This window comes from Providencia sp. 2023EL-00965, from assembly GCF_033550225.1.
Taxonomy (GTDB): Bacteria; Pseudomonadota; Gammaproteobacteria; order Enterobacterales; family Enterobacteriaceae; genus Providencia; species Providencia manganoxydans.
On record NZ_JAWUEH010000011.1, the window covers coordinates 64,457 to 89,578 of the forward strand.

General features: G+C 41.8%; 26 protein-coding genes, 1 tRNA gene and 2 pseudogenes. 16 read left to right on the forward strand and 13 right to left on the reverse strand.

Annotated elements, in window-relative coordinates:
* The first annotated feature begins 9 nt into the window (after positions 1–9).
* From gshB to hemW, 8 genes are all read left to right on the forward strand, one after another.
* Positions 10–957, forward strand: coding sequence for a glutathione synthase (gshB, locus tag SC428_RS14355; protein ID WP_140182033.1), 948 nt, complete (start codon positions 10–12; stop codon positions 955–957).
* A 151-nt stretch (positions 958–1,108) separates the two neighbouring features.
* On the forward strand, positions 1,109–1,672 hold the full coding sequence (locus SC428_RS14360; protein WP_070926564.1) for a YqgE/AlgH family protein: 564 nt from the start codon (positions 1,109–1,111) through the stop codon (positions 1,670–1,672).
* Positions 1,672–2,091 carry a Holliday junction resolvase RuvX gene (gene ruvX, locus SC428_RS14365; RefSeq protein ID WP_272580319.1) on the forward strand — a complete coding sequence of 140 codons (420 nt, stop codon included), beginning with the start codon at positions 1,672–1,674 and terminating at the stop codon, positions 2,089–2,091. Before SC428_RS14360 ends, ruvX begins: the two co-directional genes overlap by 1 nt.
* Before the next feature lie 125 nt (positions 2,092–2,216).
* Positions 2,217–2,909: a YggS family pyridoxal phosphate-dependent enzyme gene (locus SC428_RS14370; protein WP_140187577.1), complete on the forward strand. Its 693-nt coding sequence runs from the start codon at positions 2,217–2,219 to the stop codon at positions 2,907–2,909.
* A 13-nt stretch (positions 2,910–2,922) separates the two neighbouring features.
* Positions 2,923–3,744 carry a pyrroline-5-carboxylate reductase gene (gene proC, locus SC428_RS14375; protein WP_140182037.1) on the forward strand — a complete coding sequence of 274 codons (822 nt, stop codon included), beginning with the start codon at positions 2,923–2,925 and terminating at the stop codon, positions 3,742–3,744.
* A gap of 18 nt (positions 3,745–3,762) precedes the next feature.
* Complete coding sequence (locus SC428_RS14380) at positions 3,763–4,347, forward strand: YggT family protein (RefSeq protein WP_070926570.1); 585 nt, start codon at positions 3,763–3,765, stop codon at positions 4,345–4,347.
* A gap of 15 nt (positions 4,348–4,362) precedes the next feature.
* Complete coding sequence (locus SC428_RS14385) at positions 4,363–4,956, forward strand: XTP/dITP diphosphatase (RefSeq protein ID WP_140182039.1); 594 nt, start codon at positions 4,363–4,365, stop codon at positions 4,954–4,956.
* Positions 4,949–6,088 carry a radical SAM family heme chaperone HemW gene (hemW, locus tag SC428_RS14390; RefSeq protein ID WP_318708317.1) on the forward strand — a complete coding sequence of 380 codons (1,140 nt, stop codon included), beginning with the start codon at positions 4,949–4,951 and terminating at the stop codon, positions 6,086–6,088. The genes SC428_RS14385 and hemW overlap by 8 nt, the downstream gene beginning before the upstream one ends.
* 35 nt (positions 6,089–6,123) lie before the next feature.
* On the opposite strand, the gene SC428_RS14395 is transcribed toward hemW, so the two are convergent.
* The 5 genes from SC428_RS14395 to trmB form a co-directional block, all read right to left on the reverse strand.
* On the reverse strand, positions 6,124–7,074 hold the full coding sequence (locus SC428_RS14395; RefSeq protein ID WP_070927039.1) for a siderophore ABC transporter substrate-binding protein: 951 nt from the start codon (positions 7,072–7,074) through the stop codon (positions 6,124–6,126).
* A 181-nt stretch (positions 7,075–7,255) separates the two neighbouring features.
* The gene (locus SC428_RS14400) at positions 7,256–7,981 is read right to left on the reverse strand and encodes a DUF2884 family protein (protein ID WP_140182043.1); all 726 of its coding nucleotides are present in this window, start codon (positions 7,979–7,981) and stop codon (positions 7,256–7,258) included.
* A 21-nt stretch (positions 7,982–8,002) separates the two neighbouring features.
* Entirely contained in the window at positions 8,003–8,929 is a 927-nt protein-coding gene (glsB, locus tag SC428_RS14405; RefSeq protein ID WP_070926578.1) for a glutaminase B, read from the reverse strand.
* Positions 8,930–9,031: 102 nt separating this feature from the next.
* Positions 9,032–9,364: a YggL family protein gene (locus SC428_RS14410; protein WP_070926580.1), complete on the reverse strand. Its 333-nt coding sequence runs from the start codon at positions 9,362–9,364 to the stop codon at positions 9,032–9,034.
* The gene (gene trmB, locus SC428_RS14415) at positions 9,364–10,083 is read right to left on the reverse strand and encodes a tRNA (guanosine(46)-N7)-methyltransferase TrmB (protein WP_070926582.1); all 720 of its coding nucleotides are present in this window, start codon (positions 10,081–10,083) and stop codon (positions 9,364–9,366) included. The genes SC428_RS14410 and trmB overlap by 1 nt, the downstream gene beginning before the upstream one ends.
* Positions 10,084–10,355: 272 nt before the next feature.
* On the opposite strand from trmB, the gene mutY reads away from it, so the two are divergent.
* The 7 genes from mutY (at position 10,356) to SC428_RS14450 (ending at position 15,992) form a co-directional block, all read left to right on the forward strand.
* Complete coding sequence (gene mutY / locus SC428_RS14420; protein WP_070926584.1) at positions 10,356–11,420, forward strand: A/G-specific adenine glycosylase; 1,065 nt, start codon at positions 10,356–10,358, stop codon at positions 11,418–11,420.
* Positions 11,420–11,689 (forward strand): oxidative damage protection protein, encoded by a 270-nt coding sequence (locus SC428_RS14425; protein WP_070926586.1) that lies wholly within the window; start codon positions 11,420–11,422, stop codon positions 11,687–11,689. Before mutY ends, SC428_RS14425 begins: the two co-directional genes overlap by 1 nt.
* A gap of 55 nt (positions 11,690–11,744) precedes the next feature.
* Positions 11,745–12,818, forward strand: coding sequence for a membrane-bound lytic murein transglycosylase MltC (mltC, locus tag SC428_RS14430; protein WP_070926588.1), 1,074 nt, complete (start codon positions 11,745–11,747; stop codon positions 12,816–12,818).
* 191 nt (positions 12,819–13,009) lie between these two features.
* Positions 13,010–13,085, forward strand: a tRNA-Phe gene (locus SC428_RS14435).
* Between the two features lie 195 nt (positions 13,086–13,280).
* On the forward strand, positions 13,281–14,546 hold the full coding sequence (locus tag SC428_RS14440; protein ID WP_318708328.1) for a tyrosine-type recombinase/integrase: 1,266 nt from the start codon (positions 13,281–13,283) through the stop codon (positions 14,544–14,546).
* 250 nt (positions 14,547–14,796) lie between these two features.
* Positions 14,797–15,081: a hypothetical protein gene (locus SC428_RS14445; protein ID WP_318708330.1), complete on the forward strand. Its 285-nt coding sequence runs from the start codon at positions 14,797–14,799 to the stop codon at positions 15,079–15,081.
* A 326-nt stretch (positions 15,082–15,407) separates the two neighbouring features.
* Complete coding sequence (locus SC428_RS14450; RefSeq protein ID WP_318708332.1) at positions 15,408–15,992, forward strand: antirestriction protein ArdA; 585 nt, start codon at positions 15,408–15,410, stop codon at positions 15,990–15,992.
* A gap of 274 nt (positions 15,993–16,266) precedes the next feature.
* On the opposite strand, the pseudogene SC428_RS14455 reads toward SC428_RS14450, so the two are convergent.
* From SC428_RS14455 to SC428_RS14490, 8 genes and pseudogenes are all read right to left on the reverse strand, one after another.
* Positions 16,267–16,419, reverse strand: a pseudogene (locus SC428_RS14455) (PAAR domain-containing protein); the annotation flags it as partial.
* A gap of 60 nt (positions 16,420–16,479) precedes the next feature.
* Positions 16,480–16,689 (reverse strand): hypothetical protein, encoded by a 210-nt coding sequence (locus SC428_RS14460; RefSeq protein ID WP_071547800.1) that lies wholly within the window; start codon positions 16,687–16,689, stop codon positions 16,480–16,482.
* Between the two features lie 23 nt (positions 16,690–16,712).
* On the reverse strand, positions 16,713–17,735 hold the full coding sequence (gene galE, locus SC428_RS14465) for a UDP-glucose 4-epimerase GalE (RefSeq protein WP_159242411.1): 1,023 nt from the start codon (positions 17,733–17,735) through the stop codon (positions 16,713–16,715).
* Positions 17,736–17,744: 9 nt separating this feature from the next.
* Positions 17,745–19,823: a polysaccharide biosynthesis tyrosine autokinase gene (locus SC428_RS14470; protein WP_318708342.1), complete on the reverse strand. Its 2,079-nt coding sequence runs from the start codon at positions 19,821–19,823 to the stop codon at positions 17,745–17,747.
* Between the two features lie 34 nt (positions 19,824–19,857).
* Complete coding sequence (locus SC428_RS14475; protein WP_196737387.1) at positions 19,858–20,286, reverse strand: protein tyrosine phosphatase; 429 nt, start codon at positions 20,284–20,286, stop codon at positions 19,858–19,860.
* Between the two features lie 5 nt (positions 20,287–20,291).
* Positions 20,292–21,446 (reverse strand): polysaccharide export protein, encoded by a 1,155-nt coding sequence (locus SC428_RS14480; RefSeq protein WP_318708345.1) that lies wholly within the window; start codon positions 21,444–21,446, stop codon positions 20,292–20,294.
* A gap of 158 nt (positions 21,447–21,604) precedes the next feature.
* Positions 21,605–23,242 carry an ISAs1 family transposase gene (locus SC428_RS14485; protein WP_318708347.1) on the reverse strand — a complete coding sequence of 546 codons (1,638 nt, stop codon included), beginning with the start codon at positions 23,240–23,242 and terminating at the stop codon, positions 21,605–21,607.
* A 172-nt stretch (positions 23,243–23,414) separates the two neighbouring features.
* Positions 23,415–23,733 (reverse strand): annotated as a pseudogene (locus SC428_RS14490) (UDP-glucose 6-dehydrogenase); the annotation flags it as partial.
* 131 nt (positions 23,734–23,864) lie between these two features.
* Between SC428_RS14490 and SC428_RS14495 the strand changes: the two are divergent.
* Positions 23,865–25,073 carry an IS4-like element ISVsa5 family transposase gene (locus SC428_RS14495; RefSeq protein WP_264303016.1) on the forward strand — a complete coding sequence of 403 codons (1,209 nt, stop codon included), beginning with the start codon at positions 23,865–23,867 and terminating at the stop codon, positions 25,071–25,073.
* Positions 25,074–25,122 lie beyond the last annotated feature (49 nt).

Sequence of the window (25,122 nt, forward strand, 5' to 3'; positions counted from 1 at the left end):
GGAGAAAAAATGATCAAGCTCGGTATAGTAATGGATCCTATTTCATCCATTAAAATCAAGAAAGATACTAGTTTTGCTATGATGCTGGAAGCTCAACGTCGTGGTTATGAAATTCACTATATGGAGATGAATGATCTCTATTTATACCAAGGCGAAGCACGCGCAACCACTAAGGTTGTCACCGTCGAAGAAAACCCAAGCAAATGGTATGAATTCAAGTCTGAACAAGATATAGCCCTCAGCTCTCTTGACGCGATTTTAATGCGTAAAGATCCCCCTTTTGATACTGAGTTTATTTACGCAACCTATATCCTTGAACGAGCCGAACAAGCCGGCGCTTTGATTGTTAACAAACCACAAAGCCTACGTGACTGTAACGAAAAATTGTTTACGGCATGGTTCCCTGAATTAACACCAGATACCCTCGTCACCCGTAGTGCTAAACAACTACGTGAATTCCACCAAAAACATGGTGATGTTATTTTTAAACCTCTTGACGGTATGGGTGGCGCATCTATTTTCCGCCTGAAACAAGATGATCCTAACGTCGGTGTTATCATTGAAACGCTGACAGAACACGCAACGCGTTACTGCATGGCACAAAACTATCTTCCTGCCATTAAAGAGGGGGATAAACGTGTGTTAGTGGTTGATGGTGAACCTGTCCCATACTGCCTTGCTCGTATTCCTGCACAAGGGGAAACCCGTGGTAACCTTGCTGCTGGTGGACGTGGTGAGGCTCGCCCTCTTAGTGAAAGTGATTGGGCCATTGCCCGCGCTGTTGCACCAACCTTAAAAGCTAAAGGCCTCTATTTTGTTGGACTGGATATTATTGGTGATAGACTGACTGAAATTAACGTGACAAGTCCAACTTGTGCTCGTGAAATTGAAGCTGCTTATGATGTTTCCATTACAGGTATGCTGATGGATGCTATTGAGCGCGATATCAGAAAATAATATTTTCTATCCGTTATACTTCAAGTTATGTGTGTGTTGATGATGCTCAGCGACATGTAACTTGAATTGTTTCAAGTATATTTAAGATGAAAAGGCGAGAACTCGTCTTTTCCTAATCAACCGATCAAAGTAGGCAATAAATAACCCATTTATGAACTTACAAAATCATTTTTTGATAGCCATGCCATCCTTGACTGATCCCTATTTTGAGCAATCAGTGGTCTATGTGTGCGAGCACAATGAAAAAGGGGCGATGGGGATCGTCATTAATAAACCTATTGATGACTTTTCGGTCAGTACTATGTTGGAAAAGTTAGAAATTACGATTTCTACTGACACAAATGCAAGTAACCTAGCAAAACCGGTGATTGCAGGTGGTCCCGTTGCTGAAGAGCATGGTTTTATTTTACATACGCCAATCAAAGGGTTTGCATCTAGTTTGCACCTTAATGATGATATGATGGTCACCACGTCTAAAGATATTTTAGAAACCCTTGGTAGCGAACGCCATCCAATACAATCTTTAGTTGCATTAGGCTATGCAAGCTGGGAACCAGGCCAACTTGAAAATGAAATCATGGAAAATAGCTGGTTAACTGTCGAAGCAACGCCAGAGCTGGTTTTTAACACACCAATCAAAGATCGCTGGCAAGCAGCTGCAAATCTATTGGGGATCAATATTCAAACTATTTCTATGCAGGCAGGGCATGCATAATGTCTAGCAGAACACTTCTCGCCTTTGATTTCGGAACAAAAAGCATTGGCGTTGCCATTGGCCAAGAAATTACTGGCACAGCTCGCGCTTTAACCTCCCTCAAAGCCAATGACGGTCGCCCTGACTGGCAACAAATAGAAAAACTCTTGAAGGAATGGCAACCACAATTAGTGATTGTCGGCCTTCCTTTAAATATGGATGGTACAGAACAATTAGTGACCAGCCAAGCACGTAATTTTGCTAATCGTATTCATGGTCGTTTTGGTGTAAAGGTAGAGCTTCACGATGAACGTCTTTCAACGGTTGCTGCAAAAGCCGATCTATTTGAGCAAGGTGGCTACCGAGCTTTAAGTAAAGGCAAAGTGGACTCCGCTTCTGCGGTTGTGATCTTAGAAAGTTGGTTTGATCAGCACCTATAAATATAAAGGTTATCTTTTGTCGTGTAATTTTTATTAATCTACGCACGCAAAGGTGCCGTTATAAAGCAATATGCTTTACACTAGGGGCATTGTTGATTATCCACCTAATGTAATTGAACAGAATAATGACCATTCAAAGTAATATCTCTGATGTAAAAGCACGCATTGAACAAGCGGCCACAGAATGTCATCGCTCTTCACATGACATCACACTTCTTGCGGTTAGCAAAACCAAGCCTTGTGACGCTATTTTAGAGGCCATTGCAGCTGGGCAGCGTCAATTCGGTGAAAATTATGTTCAAGAAGGTGTTGAAAAAATCCAATTTTTCTCTGATAGGACCGATCTCGTTTGGCACTTTATCGGCCCATTACAATCAAATAAAAGCCGTCTTGTTGCTGAACATTTCGATTGGTTTCATACCCTTGATCGTGAAAAAATCGCTCAGCGCCTTAATGATCAACGCCCTAGCGATAAAGCACCATTAAACGTATTAATTCAAATTAATATTAGTGATGAAAACAGTAAATCAGGGATCCAACTTGAGCAGCTGGACGAACTTGCTAAGTATGTCAGTCTACAGCCTAATTTAGTACTACGTGGCTTAATGACAATCCCTGCACCTGAAACTGATTATCAACGCCAGTGCTCAGTTTTCCGCAAAATGGAAAACGCGTATCAGCAATTACAAGCACACTACCCTAGTGTCGATACCCTTTCTATGGGTATGACTGATGATATGGCAGCGGCCATTCATTGTGGTTCTACCCTAGTACGAATTGGTACCGCTATTTTTGGTGCTCGAGACTATCAACGGTAATAAGGAGAACAGCATGCAACATCGAAAAATCGCATTTATTGGCGCTGGAAATATGGCGAATGCAATTATTGCTGGATTAGTTAGCCATGGTTACCCTGCCTCTATGATCACGGTTTGTTCACCAACCCCTGTTCGCCGTGATAAAATAGCTCAACAATATGGCATTATCAGTAGTAGTGATAATGTATCCGCTGTACAACAAGCCGATGTGATTGTCTTAGCAGTAAAACCGCAAATGATGGAACAAGTCTGCCAACCACTGCAAAATGCGGCTGACTTCAGTAAAAAACTACTATTAACCATTGCCGCTGGGATCCCTTCACAGCGTTACCATGATTACTTAGCCCAACCGTTGCGGTTGATCCGTATTATGCCGAATACGCCATCGCTGGTGGGTAAGGGAGTCAGCGGGCTATATGCCGAAGCAACAGTAAGTACTGAAGACAAGCAATTCGCAGAACAACTCATGCAGAGTGTTGGGACAACAATCTGGTGCAAAAAAGAACAAGAAATAAATAATATTATTGCTGTTACAGGCAGCTCACCCGCTTATTTCTTTTTGTTTATGGAATCAATGCAACAAGCCGCGGAAAATCTGGGATATACTGCTGAGCAAGCACATGAATTAGTGTTAAACGCTGCCGAAGGTGCCATCGCGCTCGCCAAATCACAAAATGAAACCGCCTTTTCAACCCTGCGTGAGCAAGTCACCTCAAAAGGGGGTACTACTGCCATGGCATTAGCACAATTTTATGAACATCACCTTCCGCAAACGGTCGCAACCGCAATGCAAAGTGCGATCTCACGGGCAGAAGAAATGGAAAAACTTTTTTAATTAATAGCAGGACGAGATATGCAGACCTTACTTTTTGTTGTTACCACCATTATTCAACTTTATATTTTTGTCCTACTGCTACGTGTTTGGATGCAATGGGTACGTGCTGATTTTTATAACCCATTTTCACAATTTGTGGTCAAAGCAACTAAGCCTATCGTGACCCCATTACGTCGCGTCATACCTGCTATTGGCCCAATCGATACTGCGTCAGTTGTGGTCGCGTTTGTCTTAGCGCTTGCCAGTATTATTTTTAGCCTTTGGGCAACGAATACTTTACCCATTATGGGGATCACCATCATCCCAATTGGGATTATTTTACTGCTTACTTATATCGGTAAATTAATTTTTTGGATGATATTAATTAGGGCGATAATGAGTTGGGTTAGTCAAGGCCGTAACCCTATCGATTATTTGCTGTATCAATTAACTGAGCCATTAATGGCGCCAATTCGTCGCATTATCCCAGCAATGGGTGGATTGGATTTTTCTGCGATGATTGTCATGTTTATTTTGATTGCACTGAATTATTTACGTTTGGATGTATCACTGATGATAGACCCAACCTTAACAGGCATTCTCTATTCAATTGGTGTGATGTAATAAGAGTTATCAACAATGCAAAAAGTGGTTTTAGCAACCGGTAATCCGGGAAAAGTGAATGAACTAGCCGATCTCCTACGTGATTTTGGGATGGACATTATTGCCCAAACCTCTCTAGGCGTTGAGTCCGCAGAAGAAACAGGGCTGACATTCATTGAAAATGCGATCTTAAAGGCTCGCCATGCAGCAAAACAGACTGGACTGCCTGCTATTGCAGATGACTCAGGGATCTCGGTCGATGCACTTGGTGGTGCTCCAGGTATCTACTCTGCGCGTTATGCAGGTGAAGATGCCACCGATGAGCAAAATTTGCATAAATTATTAGAGGCCATGAAATCAGTGCCTGATGGACAGCGTCAGGCACAATTTAACTGTGTGCTCGTTTATTTACGTCATGCAGAAGACCCTACTCCTCTGGTATTTCATGGTCGCTGGCACGGTGTGATCACCCATGAACCTTGTGGTCAGGGGGGGTTCGGCTACGATCCTATTTTTTATGTACCTGAGCTTAACTGTACCTCAGCAGAACTGAGTAAATCAGAGAAACAAGCCGTTTCACACCGTGGGAAAGCATTAGCTATGCTGCTGGATGCACTCAAAAATGCTTAAGCTGCCACCATTAAGTTTGTATATTCACATTCCTTGGTGTGTACAAAAATGCCCATATTGTGATTTCAACTCACATACTCTGAAAGGGGAAATCCCCCAGAGAAAGTATGTTGAGCATCTACTGCAAGATTTAGATCACGATGTTGCATTAATAGGCGATCGCTCGGTTAAAACTATTTTTATCGGTGGCGGGACGCCAAGTTTGTTAAGTGCTGAATCAATGCAAATGTTGATGGATGGCGTCCGCCAGCGCGTCAATCTCGATCTTCAAGCTGAAATCACCATGGAAGCCAACCCTGGAACCGTCGAAGCAGAACGTTTTTCAGGTTACCAAGCAGCAGGTATTAATCGTATTTCCATAGGTGTACAAAGCTTTGGTGATGATAAATTAATTGCACTTGGCCGTATTCATGGCCCACAAGAAGCCAAACGGGCGGCTAAGTTAGCCACTGAGCTACATCTGCGCAGTTTTAACTTAGATTTAATGCATGGATTACCGTCGCAGACCCGTGATGAAGGCTTGTCAGATCTACGCCAAGCGATAGAGTTATCACCTCCGCACCTATCTTGGTATCAGTTAACCATTGAACCAAATACACAATTTGGCTCACGTCCACCGACACTGCCTGATGATGACACTTTGTGGGACATTTATTCACAAGGCCACCAGCTACTCACCGCCGCGGGTTATCAACAATATGAGACCTCCGCGTATGCTAAACCCGGTTATCAATGCCAACATAATTTAAATTATTGGCGCTTTGGCGATTATCTAGGGATAGGCTGTGGTGCTCATGGTAAGGTTACATGTACTGATGGACGTATTTTACGTACCATCAAAACCAAGCATCCACGTGGCTATATGGAAGGACGTTACTTACAACAATCCTATAATGTCGCCGCAGAAGACCTGCCATTTGAATATTTTATGAACCGTTTTAGGCTATTAGAAGCCATGCCGCGAAATGAGTTTAGTGATTATACAGGGCTACCGGAATCCACAGTCAGAGCGGCATTGGATGACGCTTTGCAAAAAGGCTATATCACTGAAACTGAACATGAATGGCAAATTACAGAACACGGTAAATTGTTTTTAAACTCACTATTAGAGCTTTTTCTCGGCGAAGAGTAATAAGAACCCGCTTTAGTAGCGGGCTCTTAGTATCATTATAACGCTTTATCTACCGCATCAATCTGCTCAGTTAGGCTCACTAAACCACCACCTGACAAATACCATAAGTCAGATTTAAGATAGGTGATCTTGCCATTTTTATAAGCTTTGGTTTCTTGAATATTTTTATCTTCAAAAACCGTTTTATCTAGCTTACCTGCGCCGATAGCTTCGCTGCGATCAACAATTAAAATCACATCAGGGTTAGCCTGCGCAATTGTTTTAGTATCAACGACGCGACGTTTTGATTTATCGGCTTCTGCCACTTCAGGCAATTCAGCACGCTGAGCTTTAACCACATCATACACAACGCTTTGGTTATTTGGGATCAATTTACCGTCATTATGTAGCAATACCAATACTTTGGATTGTGATTTTTGCGCTTTATCTTGCGCTAAGGCGATCGATTTATCTAATTGAGTTAGTTGAGCTTCGACGGCTTTTTGGTCACCATACAGATCACCAATTAAATTGATATTCGCTTTTACTGAGTCAATATAATGTTTGCTATCGATGCCTAAATTTACTGTTGGTGCAATCTTTGATAATGCATCATAAGACTTACCTTGGCGGCCTGTGATCACAATGAGATCAGGTTTTAATTCAGCAATTTTGGCGAGATCAGGTTCTTTCATTCCACCTGCATTGTGCATCGTTGCAGGAATGCTATCTTTAATATATGCAGGCGCATTCCCCATTGGTAATGCAATCACTTTATCGCCAAGCCCTAATTTCTGCATTGAATCATAAATACCAAAATCAAATAAAACCACCTTTTGCGGTTTTTTAGAGACTTCAGTTTCGCCCGATAAGTGCTTAATATTAAGCTTTTCAGTACCTTGAGCAATCACCGCGTTAGGGGTAAATGAGGCTGATTCAGCACTCAATGCATACGGTGCAGAAAAAGAGAGTAGAGAAACAAGGACAGCAGGAATGAATTTTTTCATATTAACAATACCAATAGTCACTAAGCCAAACACGCATTCTAGAATGAGAAGTGAATAAGTCAACTAAATAAGAATCAATTTCATTTCGATTCTTATTATTGATAATGTCATCACATTTTACTGATAACAAAAAGACAGTAAACATCAATGCCTACTGCCTTTGATAAACGGTAGAAAAGATTTATTTGAGGGAGTTCATTAACGAAATGCGTTGCTGTTCTAAAGAGGTCACTTTACCGCATACTTGCTGGCCAAATTGTTGGAAACTGTTCTCTTGATTTTTCCATTCAGCTTCCAGATCTTGTTGTAAACCACCTAAATTACCGAGTAAGCCTTGTAAAGCCTTACTGCTATCACCACCAGAAAGCAGTTGTTTACGTCCCATCTCATTGATGCTGTCTTGTAACATACCGCCTAAGCTATCATTAACTAATTGGCGCCCTTGCGTTTCTACTTTATTCATTGCTTGGTGATGGAATGCGTAGCCATCAGCACGTGTCTCAATTACCTGATTAATTTGACCATTCAGATCACTTTCAAGCTTAGTTAAGCGCTTACGCACATTACTGTCATTGCCAATCACACGGATCACAACCTTATCTAAGGTATTCCTTGAAGCTGACAGTTTCTTTTGTGTTTCTTGTTTGATCCATGGGATATCGTTACGAACAGCAGTTTGGTAACGAATAGCTTGCTGCCGCTGTTGCTCTGTTACCGCCACGTTTTGACCATTTAAAGTCACATCACCTTGGGGGGTAATTTTCAAATCGCCATTGCTACCAACGACCTGAATATTAGCAGGCGTCATAAAGATATCGTCTTTAGGCGTCACTGAACATTTATAATCAGCAGCTTGGCTGGTTGCACAAGCCAATAGTGAAAATGCAATTAAAGTACGGCGTAACATAGTAACTCCTATTGATGATACTTAAAATACAGAACGACCAATGCGTTTTGATAATAGTTCGAGAGCTGCACATCCAACAAGTGAGTTGCCTGCTGAGTCTAACTCAGGTGCCCATACCGCAACAGAGAACTGATTCGGCACAATACAAACAATTCCCCCACCAACCCCTGATTTACCCGGCATGCCAATACGAAAAGCAAATTCACCTGAGCCATCATACATACCACAAGTCATCATTAAGGCATTAATCTGCCGCGATTGTAACGGTGTAATGATAGGGTCAACTGAGCATGATGACATCCCTTGAGAGGTCAAATAAGAGAAGCAACGCGCAAGCTCTACACAGCTCATACTTAGAGAACAATAATGAAAGTAAGTTTCGAGAACTGTAAGTACATTATTCTCAAAATTACCAAATGACTTCATTAAAAAAGCAATTGCCGCATTACGACTAGCATGATCCAACTCTGAGCGCGCCACTGTCATGTCATAGCTAATATCAGGTTCACAGGCCAACTTTCGGACAAACTCTAACATGCGCTGCTTGGGAGCACTTAAACGTGACTGCAACATGTCAGCAATGACAATCGCCCCTGCGTTAATAAAAGGATTACGAGGGATGCCTTTTTCCATTTCTAATTGAATTAATGAATTAAATGGCAAACCTGAAGGCTCTTTACCTACACGGCTCCAAATTTCCTTTTCTTCATAGCGCGTCATTGCCAATGTCAAACTAAGTACTTTTGATATTGATTGAATGGAAAAACGAGTTTCAGCATCACCCGCCATAAAAATATCGCCATCAGCGGTATTAACAGCGATACCTAATTGATGAGGAGAGACATTCGCTAACGCTGGAATATAATTTGCCACGGCCCCTTTGCCCACTAAAGGCCGCACTTGGTCTAAAATATCGTTCAGTAGCTGATTGGAAAATTGACTGCTCACTGCACTTCACTCCAGAAAACAAAGGCACCCTATAAGGATGCCTTGAAGCTGCTAACAAAGCAGGATAACGACTGTTGTCCTACTTAATGTTCAGTTCTGAACTTACTCTTCCCACCAAACATCAAATAGCTCTGAAACAACGATATCTTTCATACCTTTTGATTTCAGCCAGTTTTCAACGATTGCACGGTGCTCTTCAGTACATTTACCAATTTTTTGTAGGCAAACAATTCCTTCCCAGCTCATATAACCGCTAGCTTCAAAAGCTAAACCATTTGGTTCAATCGCTTCTGCAATCAATGCATCAACTGCACGATCGACTTCTTCGATTGGCGTGCCTTCTTCAAAGCTCCACTTAACGATAAAACCTAATTCTTGAAATTCATCAATACGTAATTTTTTGCGTAAACGACGACTGCGTTGTTGCTTAGCCATTATTTTGTCCTCTCAAACATTAAATCCCATACACCGTGCCCCAACCGCTGGCCGCGCTTTTCAAATTTTGTTTCTGGTCGTGTTTCAGGGCGAGGAACATAATCCCCTGTTGTTGACAGGTTTTTATAGCCTTGAGCATGAGTCATGACTTCTAACATATGCTCCGCATAAGGTTGCCAATCTGTCGCCATGTGGAAAACACCACCTACCGCAAGCTTAGTGCGGATTTTATCAGCAAAAGGCGTTTGCACAATACGACGCTTATTGTGTTTCGCCTTATGCCATGGATCAGGAAAGAATAACTGAACCATCGATAAGCTCCCATCTGGGATCATCGTGTCCAATACTTCGATTGCATCGTGGCACATCACGCGCAAGTTAGTGATATTTTCTTCTTTAGCTGATGCTAGACATGCACCGACACCCGGCGCATGAACCTCGATCCCCAAAAAGTTTTTTTCAGGGTTTTGCGCCGCCATCGTAACTAAAGACGCGCCCATACCAAAGCCAATTTCTAATACAACTGGGTTGGCGTTATTAAAAACAGCGGTAAAATCGAAAGGTTGAGGAACAAAATCAATGCCCATAGCCTCCCATTCACTTTGTAGCGCATCTTCTTGGCGTTGTGTCAGACGACCTTGGCGACGGACAAAACTACGAACGCGGCGCATAACCCGCCCTTCTTCATTATATTCTGGGGAAATGACGTTATTGATCATAATATAAAAGTTCTGAGAATTAATTGCCTAATCAAGTAAATATGCTAAAAATGACGATATCTGCCTACTATTTTCAACAAGTTAGTAAAATGACTAATAATACAGGCTTGATAGAAAGAGCAGGGAGTTTACCAAAACTCAACCAAGGTTGCAGGTGAAAATTGGATAACTTTACACTCAACCACACAATAAGCGGTTTACAGCTTGTCTTGTCTATGTTGCAATCCTGACTAACACTGATTTCAACCGATTTAATAAAAATAATATACTCAATGGAAGCTCAACAATTTTCGCTCGCCGTGCTTAACTGGTATCACAAATACGGCCGTAAGACCTTGCCATGGCAAAAAGAAAAGACCTCTTATCATGTATGGCTCTCTGAAGTGATGCTCCAACAGACTCAAGTCAGTACTGTTATCCCTTATTTTGAAAAATTTATTAGTCGTTTTCCGGATGTGAAAGCACTAGCAGATGCCCCATTGGATGAAGTACTTCATTTGTGGACTGGTTTGGGTTACTACGCTCGAGCCAGAAACCTCCATAAAGCCGCCAAAGTTATCGCCGAACAGTTTCAAGGGCAATTTCCAACCACATTTGATGATGTTGTCGCCCTACCCGGTGTTGGTCGCTCTACCGCAGGCGCGATCCTTTCTCTCTCTCAACAACAGAACTACCCGATACTCGACGGCAACGTTAAGCGAGTATTAGCTCGTTGCTATGCGGTTGATGGCTGGCCTGGAAAGAAAGAAGTCGAAAACCGATTGTGGGAAATCAGTACTAATGTCACACCTAACGAGGGTGTCGAGTTTTTTAACCAAGCTATGATGGATTTAGGTGCCATGGTTTGCACACGCAGCAAACCTAAATGTGAACTATGCCCCCTAAATTTAGGCTGTGTGGCATATGCAAATCACTCATGGCAAAACTATCCCGGTAAAAAACCAAAACAAAAAATTCCTGAAAAAACAGCTTGGTTCTTGATTTTACAATATGAAAACCAAGTATGGCTTGAACAGCGCCCACCTTCTGGTATCTGGGGAGGGCTATTCGCTTTCCCTCAATTTGAAACGCAACAACTGATGAACCAATGGCTTACCCAATCAGGGATAAAACATGATGTTCCAGAACAATTAATTGCGTTTCGCCACACTTTCAGCCATTTTCATCTGGATATTATTCCTGTTAAAGTGAGTATTCAGGCATTTACTTCAGCGATGGATGAAGGTAAAGGACTTTGGTATAACTTAAATCTCGGTGCAACAATCGGCCTCGCTGCGCCGGTTGAAAGCTTACTTCAACAGCTTGCCGTACCGCCTGATCTTCTGAGGAAAAAATAATGAGTAGAACTATTTTTTGTACTTTTTTACAACGTGATGCTGATGGGCAAGATTTCCAACTTTACCCAGGCGAGCTAGGAAAACGTATTTTTAATGAAATTTCAAAAGAAGCTTGGGGTCAATGGATGACAAAGCAAACCATGCTAATCAATGAAAAAAAATTGAACACGATGAACCCTGATGATCGTAAGATGCTTGAACAAGAAATGATTAAGTTCCTATTTGAAGGACACGATATTCATATCGACGGCTACACACCCGAAAAATAATTGATTGGTCTACCGACATTTTTTGGTAGACCGCTTTTTAAATACTGTGGAATATATGAAAAAACTGCTCGCATTGACGCTGCTGGTGCCTTTATTGATCTCCTGCTCCAGCAATAAAGAGTCTGATTATAATCCCAATTATGTGAAAGATACCAATGGGTTCGATATCCTTATGGGCCAATTTGCTCATAATATTGAAAACATTTGGGGGATCAAAGAAGTCCTGATTGCAGGACCAAAAGACTATGTAAAATATACTGATGAATACCGCACACGTAGTCATATCAATTTTGATGCAGGTACCATCACAGTAGAAACTATTTCTGCTGTAGAGCCCTCAGAACACCTAAAAAAAGCAATTGTTACCACCCTACTTATGGGTGATGACCCCAATTCTATCGATCTATATTCTGATATTAATGATATCCCTCACAGTAAAGAGCCTTTCTTGTTTGGGCAAGTATTAGATAATACAGGTGAAGCCATTCGCTGGGAATGGCGAGCAACTAAATATGCAGACTACTTAGTTACTAACAAATTACAACGTCGTCAATCAGGTATGAATGTTGTCTGGAGTGTCACCATGCAGCTAGTACCTAACCACTTAGACAAACGTGCCCACAAATATTTACCGTTTATCAAAAAAGCTTCAGCTAAATATGGTGTTGATGAATCGCTTATTTTAGCCATCATGCAAATTGAATCGAGTTTCAACCCTTATGCAGTTAGCCGTTCAGATGCATTGGGATTAATGCAGATCATGCCTAACACAGCAGGTAAAGATGTCTTCCGCTCACAAGGTAAGTCTGGTGTACCTAGCCGTAGTTACCTATTTGATCCTGAAAAAAATATCGATACGGGTACTGCCTATTTAGCAATTCTGCAAAACAGCTATTTGGGTGAGATCCAAAACCCAACCTCACGTCGTTATGCGGTAATAACAGCCTATAATGGTGGTGCTGGTAGTGTGCTAAGAGTGTTCCATAATGATAAAAAACAGGCCGCAGTCAAAATTAACAATTTAGAGCCGGGTGACGTTTATGAAACCCTTTCAACTAAACACCCTGCTGCTGAGTCCCGCAATTATCTGATTAAAGTAAATAAGGCACAGAAAAACTATCGTCGTTAACAATGATAGTCTATAGTACAAAAAACACTCGTTTAAACCTATCGTTTGCGAGTGTTTTTTATTTTTTCTGCTTTTTTATTATTCATCTTGCTCAATCATTGTCTAACATGTTGAAAAAAAGCGCATCCGGTAGAAAGTTTTGTGGATCTGCCTTGACTCCCACAGTGAAATCAGGTTTAATACGCCTCGTTGCCCGGATAGCTCAGTCGGTAGAGCAGGGGATTGAAAATCCCCGTGTCCTTGGTTCGATTCCGAGTCCGGGCACCACCTTATTATCAACAGACGTCAACCGACGTCTGTTTTTGTTTGTAAAGCCCGCTAAAATCAACACTCTCCCAAAGTTTCAACTCCACTGAATTCTACTCGATTCTACCCACATCAACCCCATTGTGCGGGTACAATTGCGGGTATACACTAGTTCGATAGAATTTTGTACCCATTTTATCTCTCAGGAAGCTCACTATGGCACTGACTGACGCTAAAATTCGGGCGGCTAAACCCGATGTGAAATCCTATAAATTAACCGATGGTGCAGGTCTGCACTTATTGGTTCACACTAATGGTTCTAAATACTGGCGATTACGCTATCGCCACTTAGGTAAAGAGAAAACCTTAGCCTTGGGTTTATACCCTGATGTCTCTTTATCAGAGGCGCGTTTAAAACGTGATGAAGCAAGAAAGTTGATTGCTGACGGTATTGACCCGTGCGAACAAAAACGTGTGGCTAAAGCAGCTTCTGATGCTAATCTCTCTTTTGAAACCATCGCAAGACAATGGCATGCCAGCAATAAAAAATGGTCTGAATCACACAGTGAAAAGGTTTTAAAGAGTTTGGAGTCGCATGTCTTTCCTTATATTGGATTACGCGATATCACTACCCTCAAAACCCCTGACCTGCTTATTCCTATCCGTGCAGCAGAAAGTAAAGAGATTTATGAGATAGCTGCGCGTTTACAGCAACGTATTTCTGCTGTCATGCGTTATGCGGTGCAATCCGGTATTATTGGCTATAACCCTGCTATTGATACCGCAGGGGCTGTAACGACCGTACAACGCCAACACCGTCCAGCTCTTAACCTTGACCGCCTACCTGAACTCATTGCCCGTATCGATGCTTATAAAGGGCAATCCGTCACTCGCCTAGCCGTGATGTTAAATTTATTAGTGTTTATTAGGTCAAGCGAACTTCGCTATGCGCGTTGGTCTGAAATTGACTTCGATAAAGCCTTATGGACTATTCCTGCTCAGCGAAAGCCTATACCCGGCGTTAAATTCTCACACAGGGGCGCTAAAATGCGCACTCCGCATTTAGTTCCCCTTAGCCACCAAGCCATCACTATACTGAAAGAAATTTGGACATGGACAGGTGAGCATGAATTGATCCTAACGGGCGCTCATAATCCCTTTAAGCCTATGAGCGAAAATACGGTCAATAAGGCCTTGCGCGTCATGGGTTATGATACCAAAACTGAAATTTGTGGGCATGGTTTTAGAACAATGGCGTGCAGTTCACTTATTGAGTCCGGATTGTGGTCTAAGGACGCCGTAGAACGTCAGATGAGCCACCAAGAACGTAACTCAGTGAGGGCTGCTTATATTCATAAGGCAGAACATATTGATCAACGCCGATTAATGGTGCAGTGGTGGGCGGATTATTTGGATGCTAATCGGGAACAAACGATTTCGCCATTCGACTTTGCAAAGTTGAATAATCCAATGAATCACTAAAACTTTAGCCATGTCATATAGGAGATCCATTTTCAATACGAGGAGTCGAATACTACGGTAGCATGCCGACTATATCGATTCATTGCGAAATGGTGGCAATATTGTTCATGGGAATTTTAATCGCCAAAAAGCATAGTCATTAATCACTATATCGTAATACGTCTTATTCAATATCTATACACCACTAAAAGCCTCTGTCCTCACGGACTGGGGCTTTTTTGCTTTTAAATCAACCTAAAAGGAAATTATCATGGAAAATTACATTCGTTGCCCAGCCTGCGATTCAACTCGCATTCGTGAACGTCATATCGGGAAAAAGACAGGATCTGTTGCTGGTGGCGTATCAGGCGCACTAGCTGGAGCGTCTATCGGCTCTGCTGTTCCTGTTGTAGGGACGATTGCTGGTGCTGCGGTAGGCGCTCTATTTGGACGTTTAGTCGCTGGAGCTACTGCTGGGGCTGTGAGTGGTTCAGCTTTAGATGGCGTGGTATTTGACCGTTATGAATGTATCGAGTGTGAATACACGTTTGATTGATAGCCATAAGTTAACGGAAACCCCTGATGGGGTTTCATCTCTTAGGAGTCTGTGAGTCTGAACTGACCCTAGTTTATTGGACAGGGGCTTTTTTCGTTTTAACCCACGCAAATTGAGATCATGATAGAAAACTTAACACATTATCGGATCTGTCAGTCTGCTCATTATCCTGATCTAAAACCTCATTAATCACGCTTTAAAGCGAGTTGCCTGTTTTTCAGCTGATGGGGATTTTATATCAACATCAGCTTCTAAAGGGAAATAGCTCCCTTTATCAAAATATCGCCATTAATTAAATCACAATACATCAATAATAGGACACGAATATGCGTAAAACTGCGACGGCTTCCCCATGCCTAAAATCGGGAATGATTTCTGTTTTTATTACGAATTTAGGTAAATATAACGAAGGTGAACTGGTTGGTGAGTGGCTTGAGCTTCCGGCAACCTCAAAAGAAATAGAACAGTGTTTAATGCGGATTGGCATTGATGGTATTCAGTATGAAGAGTATTTCTTGACGGACTATGAATCTTCAATTGATGGCCTTTCTTCTTACATTTCAGAATACAGCCTTTTAGATGAGTTGAACGAGTTAGCCTCGCGATTAGCCATGTTATCGCCTGATGAAATTGACCTTTATCAGGCGGCAATTGAAATCGGAGCTTCAACGAGTTCAATCCATGATTTAATTCATTTAGCGGATAATTTAGATTCTTTCCAGCAATTAGCGGGGGTCAATAATGAATATGATTTAGGTTATTACTGGATAGAAGAAAGTGGTTGTTATGATTTAGCCCAACTGGGTCAGTTATCCCATTACTTTGACTATGAACGCTATGGACGAGATGTTTGCCTTGAACAAGGAGGGATTTTTCACAGTGGAGGATATGTTTATCATACGGGTGGGTAGATAGGATAACAGAATAAGGGTAAAGCCGCTTTCCTCCCTTAGAGGGGAGAATAAATGATGCATTGGTATCCCAATGACATCCATAGGCTAAAACGCAAATAAAACTAAACTCTATTTCAAGCCTTCTTTACGGATATCCGTAAAGAAGGCTATTATGGTATTATTTTTTATTTAATTCAACCTATTAACTAGGCGCTAATTTTACTATGGTGACAATTACACTATTAGAAACAGAATAACAACACATAGTATTTATATCTAAATACAAATGAAATTATTTACCTGTAATTGAATTCTGTGATGCAATCAAAGCAACGCCACAGGGAGTTTTCATTCCCGCTAGAGCAAGATTTTTTCCATTGTATTTGATTGTGGTAAAGCCCTCTACAATCGCGTAGACGCCTTTACATTTTGGGCAAGACACTTGATCGCCAGCAACCGAGCGCTAGCTTTTAAAACAAAAAGCTCTTTGAGCTTTAGTGATAATTTAACTTAATGTTTTATTCTCATTAATATTCTTTGTTTTATCTTCAAAGTGTTGTTTAAAAATTAAAACCTCACTCATTTTTACCTTACCGTGCCTATTTCTTTTAGGTAAAGGCAATCCTTCTAATTCACATGTAGTTCTATATAGCATAGCTAAATATTCCGCTTTAACGCCAATATATAGGGCAAAGGAATCTATATCAATATTCATATGTTAACCTAAATAAAATAAATCTATTTATAGCCATTAGGGTTTTGCGATTGCCAACGCCAACTATCGTTCACCATATCTTGCACGGAGTACTGAGCTTGCCAGCCTAAATCAGTAAAGGCTTTATTAGGGCTAGACCAGCACTCAGCAATATCACCGGGGCGGCGAGCAACTATTTTGTATTGGATCTGTTTGCTTGATGCCTTTTCGAAAGCAGCGATCATTTCTAATACACTAGTGCCTTTACCGGTGCCTAAATTATAAATATGGAGCCCTGCTTTTTGACTAACACCATTCAAGGCAGCAATGTGTCCACTCGCTAAATCCATAACATGGATATAATCACGAACACCAGTACCATCTGGTGTTGGGTAGTCAGCGCCAAATACCATCACTTCTTTATGACGACCAACAGCAACTTGAGCAATATAAGGGGTCAAATTATTTGGAATACCTTGAGGGTCTTCCCCCATTAAACCTGAAGTATGAGCTCCGACAGGGTTAAAATAACGTAATAAAGTCAGTGACCATTCATCATGCGCAATATGTAAATCGGTAAGAATGCGTTCAACCATATATTTGCTAGTACCATATGGGTTGGTTGTACCACCTACTTTCGATTCTTCAGTTAACGGTACTTCTTCAGGATCACCATACACCGTCGCGGAAGAACTAAAAATGAGGCTTTTTACACCCGCTTTTTGCATTGATGTGATTAAAACCAAAGTACCATTAACATTATTGTCATAGTACTCAATCGGTTTTTGAACTGACTCACCCACGGCTTTTAGCCCTGCAAAGTGAATCACCGATGCAATTTTATGTTCAGCAAAAATGGTATCTAAAATTTTGCTATCACGTACATCACCGACGTAGAAAATAGGTTTAGTGCCAGTAATGGTTTCAATGCGATTTAGTACTTCAGGATTAGCATTGCAGAGATTATCTAAAATAATTGGCTGCATGCCTTGTTCGATCATCTGTACACAGGTATGGCTACCAATGTAGCCAAGACCACCAGTGACTAATACTTTTGCGTTTTTCATTGTACTTTCCTAGTACTCATAAACATAATTATAATCGTCTGACTTGGCATCGATACCATTTAAGATCACCCCCGTAATTTCGATATCGTTTTGCTTAAAGCGTTTGAGCGATAGCTCAATATCTTTCACCGTGTTCACACCATAATAGGCGATAAGCAATGAGGTCCCAACGTACTTACCAATAATAGCTGAGTCGGTGATTGCCAGTATTGGCGCAGTATCAATCACGACGATATCGTATTGACCTTTCACCGTATCAAGTAAACGTTTAAAGCGCTCGCTCATCAGCAATTCAGAAGAGTGAGTGACATTCTTACCGCGACAAATCACGTCGAGGTTTTCAATCACATTGCTATGAATATTTGGCTGGCTAGTATCTGATTGCGAGAGATAATCGGATAGACCTAATTTATTGCTTAATCCAAAGGCTTTATGGATACGGCCTTTACGTAAGTCAGTATCGATTAACAATACTTTTTTGCCTGCATTTGCTAGCACCACCGCCATATTGGAGGTAACAAAGCTTTTACCTACACCCGGTGAAGCACTGGTGACCATAACCAGATTATTACCTTGGTTCATGACCGAGAAGTAAACACTAGTACGCAAAGAACGAATGGCTTCAACCGCCGTATCGGCAGGGTTTTCTAACGCGAGTGGGTGCTTGTTACCTTCTGCAATTAATTTCTTCTCATAGCTAGAGAAAGGAATAGTGGCATAGACGTTGATACCCAGTGCATCAATATCCTCAGTGCCTTTAATTTTATTATTAAAGAACTCACGAGCAATCACATATGCACAACCCACAATAAAGCCCAGTATTGCAGCTAATACTAAGATTAATGCTTTCTTAGGTGCTACGGCATTCGGTTGAGATTCGGCAGAGTCAATAATACGCACATCAGCAGTGATCCCTGAGTTTAATACACTCAGTTCTTGCTGTTTTGCCACTAATTGATTGTAGATAGCTTGCTCAGACTCTACATCACGGGTTAAACGAACAATTTGTTGTTGAGTATTCGGCAGTTTTTGAATCGCTTTACTGATTTTCTCTTTCTCACGTAACAGCTGCTGGCGCTTATCAAGCAGTGATTGGTAAGCAGGGTGATTACGTGTATACAACTGCTGAATTTCAACCTCTTTAAAGGTGAGTTCATTTAACTTTTCTTCGACTTGCAAAGCACTATCAAGGGCGGATTTGGCTTCTAATGATAAGTCGATAGATTCATTCTTTTTACGGAAGGTATTTAGCTGGTTTTCATAGTTATCCAGCTTGGTTTTAATCTTAGGCAGATATTCATCTAAGAATAATAAGGTGTTATTTGTGACTTCTTTTTTACGCTCGGTATTTTGGTCGACGTAATTTTGAATAATACTGTTTAAGATTTGCACGTTTTCGGTTTTATCAGCACCTTTAATGGCCATATTGATAATACCGGTTCCTTTACCCACTTCGGCAATAGTTAAAGTGTTACGTAGATTTTCAATGGTTGAATAACGCGCATTTTTAACTAAGGTAAATTCTTGACCAACCTCTGCAACTAAGGATGAAACCAATAAACTAATGTCGTCTTGTTTTAAAAGAATACCAACGGTGCCTTCAAGAACTTGGCCTTCAATATTGAGAGAATATTTGTTATCACCCAAATAGGTCAAAGTTGCGGGTTTACCAATAAAGTCTTCGGGGACTAAATAGAGAGCCACGACAGCATCGGTTTGATCGCCCCACAGCTTATCAAAAAAGCCTGCTGGTGCGATTTGAGTATCTAAATTCAGGTTAGTCACGGTTTTGCCCAGCACCATTCGTGACTTAATGACTTCAATTTCGGAATCGACTTGGCCATTGCTATTAGACAAAGGCATCATTTCACTCATTTGGTCAACAAGAGAAACTTGGCTGGCTTTGTCATATTGCAGTGTCGCATTAGCTTGATAGATAGGGGTAGCTAAAAAACTGTAAGCTGCTGCAAGCAAAATAAAAAACAGAGTAAAAAAGCCGATTTTAAGATAACTGGACTTTAATACTTTAAAAAGCGCCAGCAGATCGATCTCATCCGAGGCAGGGGAGCTATTTTTTGTCGTGTTCATAATCAGTTAAATGCTAAGCCTTCCAAAATTAAAATTAAATTTTCCCTTGCCACTGTATAACGGCTTTTTCCATCAGTTGATAAACATGTTCAAACATTTCATCACTGCGTTTATGTGGATCTGGGATCTCGGTTTTATTAAGCCACTGGCCGAATAACATGACTTTGCCACGAGTTTCGGGAAACTGTTGATGGATCCTATCAATATGATCGTTTTCCATCACTAGGATTAAGTCTGCTTCTTTACATAATTCGCTGGTTAAACGTCGTGATTGATGATTGTCTAAACAGAGATCATGTTGCTGTGCGATACGGATGGCACTGTCATAAGCGGGGCGATTGTCTTTGGCAATAATGCCAGCAGAGTGTACTTTTTTATTGGGGAAATGGGCCTGCAATAAACGCTCCCCTGTGGGGGAGCGACAGATATTACCCATACAAACAACTAGGATATTGTTAAACATGACGATTACCAGTCGTGAATACGTTTTGTACCTTCAGTTAACTGATTATAGGTCGCGATGGTTGGTAGTAATTGAGTGATCAGACGGTTCCAACGTACCACAGGCGCGGCGGTAACATAGACCAGATCGTATGGTTGTAGTTTAAACTCTGTACCCATTACCATTGCCGTGGCATCCGATAAATCTAACTGATACACCGCTGCCATTTTTTTCGGTAGCAACGCATCAAGTTCTTTATCACCAGAGGTTTGGTTTTTAATTGGGCGGATAACAAACACACCGGTTGCATTAGCGGTTGTTTGATCGGTACCCCCTGCTTTACTCAGTGCTTCAGTGATACTCATACCTGCACGATCAATAGTTAGGGTATTTGGCTGGCCGACTTCACCCATCACAAATACTTTTTGCCCGTCGTTGCGTGGTACATAAAGTGTATCGCCTGGGATCATTAGGTAGTTTTGGGTCATATCGCCATACTGTACCAATGATTGCAATGAGAGTTTAATTTCTTTACCATTTCGGGTGAGTACGACATTGTCCCAATCGGCTTTTTCGGTGAGACCGCCCGCGTTATTAAAGGCTTCCAGAACGGTCAGAGGGATATTGGTAATTGGCAATGTACCTGGTTTTGCGACCTCACCAGAAACATACATTTTTTGTGAGCGGAATGCCGCAATACTGACATCCACTTGTGGGGATTCAATATAGGTAGCCAGTTTACTGCTGACTAAATTACGGATCTCCGACAGTGTTTTACCAACAACTTTCACGTTACCGATATAAGGGTAGTAAATGGTGCCATTGGAATGAACCCAGTTACCTGCGTCGGCAGCGCTACGATAAGAACCCGCTGGAATAGTTAATTCAGGGTGATCCCACACAGTGATGGTTAACACATCCCCCACACCCACACGATATTCATAAGTTGAAAGTTGCTTTTCAAGTGTCGGGTTTGGCTTGGCGATCACTGGAGCCACGTACATCTCATCTAACAGTTTTGGTGAAATCGGGTAGATATCCACAAATTTAGAGATATCACGATCGCCAGTGTCGACGACATTTTTGCCTGATGTAGACATATAGACACCAGGGGTAACGGTACAGCCGGTGAGCAAAATGCTGGCTGAGAGTAGTGTTAGTGGGAGACGCTTACTAAGCACAAGACCATCCTATGATAAAAAATGTTTAGATAAGGTATAAGTGATGGGTTGCTATCATCATCCCACTTATACGTGTACATGTTTAATATAATTTTTTAGGTAGTTTATAGCGAAGGTAAATTTTTGGCAAAAGCAGAACGATAAATTTAACCTATCGGTTAATCATTGCCAAACAGATCACGTGTATACACTTTCTCTGCGGCATCTTCGAGTTCAGGCACCATCCGGTTGGCTAAAATAATATCGCTATCGGCTTTGAATGCCTCAAGATCACGATACACTTTGGAGCGGAAGAATTCGTCCTCTTTAAGCACCGGCTCATACACAATCACTTCAATACCTTTGGCTTTGATGCGTTTCATCACACCTTGTACCGCCGAGGCGCGGAAGTTATCTGAGCCCGCTTTCATCACTAAACGATATACCCCCACTTTACGGGGCGCTTTGGCAATAATCGCATCCGAAATAAAGTCTTTACGGGTACGGTTTGATTCCACAATCGCATTAATGAGGTTATTCGGTAAATCGTCATAGTTAGCCAGTAACTGCTTGGTGTCTTTCGGCAAGCAATAACCGCCGTAACCAAATGAAGGGTTGTTATAATGGCTGCCAATACGTGGGTCTAAAGACACCCCTTCGATGATTTGACGTGTGTTCAAGCCACGGCTCTCTGCATAGGTATCTAATTCATTGAAATAGGCCACACGCATCGCTAAGTAAGTATTGGCGAATAATTTAATCGCTTCCGCTTCAGTGCCATCGGTAAACAGCACAGGGACATCTTTTTTGATAGCGCCTTCGAGCAGCAAATCCGCAAAGATTTCCGCTCGTTTACGGCAAGCATCTTCACCAAATGCAGTATCCAACATCCAATGCATCGACTCGACTAACCAGTGCGAGCGTGAAGCATTTAACAATTCTTTAGCACTGAGCGCTTTCGAACTAATATAATATCGCACCGTTACTTCTGACTCTTGGGCCACTGCTGATTCTTGTCTAATCGATACCACAATTCCCATCGTTTTTAGCCCTGGCCAATCAAACTCAAGATCGCCCAAAACACTTAAATCTTCATTCACTAAAGCCAGTCGTGTTTCCTGTCTGCCTCGCGATTTTTCTTGGGTACTGTAAGAATCACCATCATGTTTTTGCAGCATGCTCATATCAAAATAGTTATCAAAAGCTTGCTCAAGTCGGCCTTGATTTCCTTTCACGGCCAGCAAGTAATCAGCGTTTTTTTCAAGGATCTTTTGCGCGATTTTCTTTTGGCATCCCATCGCATCAATTGTGACTAAACAACCCGATATATCAAGCAGTTGAAGCAACTCAGGGATAGCGGTTATCTCATTGGACTTCTCGTAAACTTTATGTTGTCCAAGGCACACGCCATTCTCTGTCGCAAACGCATTAACCATATGGATAGCACCAAGCCCACGGGAATCATCATAAGAGCCACGCACGGTTTTACCGTCTATGGCGATCACTTCACCGTCCGTCAGTTCACAGCAGGATTTCATCCATTCGATAAAACACTTTTGTAAGCGTGTCGCGCTAATCATTCCCATCACTCTTGCAATGGTAATGGCAGAGGGAACACCATGACTAAAATCACCAAAGCGTTTGAGAAAATCTAACCATCTAGTGCCGTAAAGATGGATAGCTTTCCAGTCATCTTGACCGGAAAGCACCGCGCAAATTGTTAACAAAATGATATCAGTTAACTTGTGCTCGACTTTACCTTGTTGGCGATAATCTGGGATGGCATCGAAATGCATAAATGGTTGCTGGTTACTCATCGTTGGACCTCCAATTTGTCTATGGAGGTATTAGAAAACACTGAAAATGATCGTCAAATCGATCATCAATTTATTGTTTGTTGTGTGATGTTCTTATCCATTAGAGCAAGAAAACGGTGAACTCACTATGCCACAAACCCTTTAAACACGGGCATGTTCATGATTTTTCCCTGACAGGGATGGTGGATTTAACAATAATGGTGGCTGCTGGGTTGATTTTCTGCACATCATGAATGACCGATTCAACTGACTGAGTATTGAAGTAGTTGTTTTTCGGGTCATAGTCAGTCGGTGTTGCAACAATCACATACTGTGCGCCCGTATAGGCTTCAACAATATCTTGGGTTGCACGGAAATTGAGTGTTTTTTCACGCAGAAGAAACTGTTCAATTTCGGTATCGATAATCGGCGATTGCTTATTGTTCAGCATCGCCACTTTTTTCAGGTACGATGTCGACGGCCACCACTTCGTGGTTTTGTGACAGTAACATGGCGTTAGACAGACCCACATAGCCCTGATGAACCCCCTAATTATTTTGATAAAAATCATTAAGTTAAGGTAGATACACATCTTGTCATATGTTCAAATGGTTTCGCGAAAAATCAATAATCGGACAACAAGATGTGCGAACTCGATATTTTACACGACTCTCTTTACCAATTCTGCCCCGAATTACACTTAAAACGACTCAACAGCTTAACATTGGCTTGCCACGCATTACTTGACTGTAAAACTCTCACTCTTACCGAACTTGGCCGTAACCTGCCAACCAAAGCGAGAACAAAACATAACATCAAACGAATCGACCGATTGTTAGGTAATCGTCACCTCCACAAAGAGCGACTCGCTGTATACCGTTGGCATGCTAGCTTTATCTGTTCGGGCAATACGATGCCCATTGTACTTGTTGACTGGTCTGATATTCGTGAGCAAAAACGGCTTATGGTATTGCGAGCTTCAGTCGCACTACACGGTCGTTCTGTTACTCTTTATGAGAAAGCGTTCCCGCTTTCAGAGCAATGTTCAAAGAAAGCTCATGACCAATTTCTAGCCGACCTTGCGAGCATTCTACCGAGTAACACCACACCGCTCATTGTCAGTGATGCTGGCTTTAAAGTGCCATGGTATAAATCCGTTGAGAAGCTGGGTTGGTACTGGTTAAGTCGAGTAAGAGGAAAAGTACAATATGCAGACCTAGGAGCGGAAAACTGGAAACCTATCAGCAACTTACATGATATGTCATCTAGTCACTCAAAGACTTTAGGCTATAAGAGGCTGACTAAAAGCAATCCAATCTCATGCCAAATTCTATTGTATAAATCTCGCTCTAAAGGCCGAAAAAATCAGCGCTCGACACGGACTCATTGTCACCACCCGTCACCTAAAATCTACTCAGCGTCGGCAAAGGAGCCATGGATTCTAGCAACTAACTTACCTGTTGAAATTCGAACACCCAAACAACTTGTTAATATCTATTCGAAGCGAATGCAGATTGAAGAAACCTTCCGAGACTTGAAAAGTCCTGCCTACGGACTAGGCCTACGCCATAGCCGAACGAGCAGCTCAGAGCGTTTTGATATCATGCTGCTAATCGCCCTGATGCTTCAACTAACATGTTGGCTTGCGGGCGTTCATGCTCAGAAACAAGGTTGGGACAAGCACTTCCAGGCTAACACAGTCAGAAATCGAAACGTACTCTCAACAGTTCGCTTAGGCATGGAAGTTTTGCGGCATTCTGGCTACACAATAACAAGGGAAGACTTACTCGTGGCTGCAACCCTGCTTACTCAAAATCTATTCACACATGGTTACGTTTTGGGGAAATTATGAGGGGATCTCTCAGCACATAGCCTGTACCTGCAATTGCTATTTTCATATA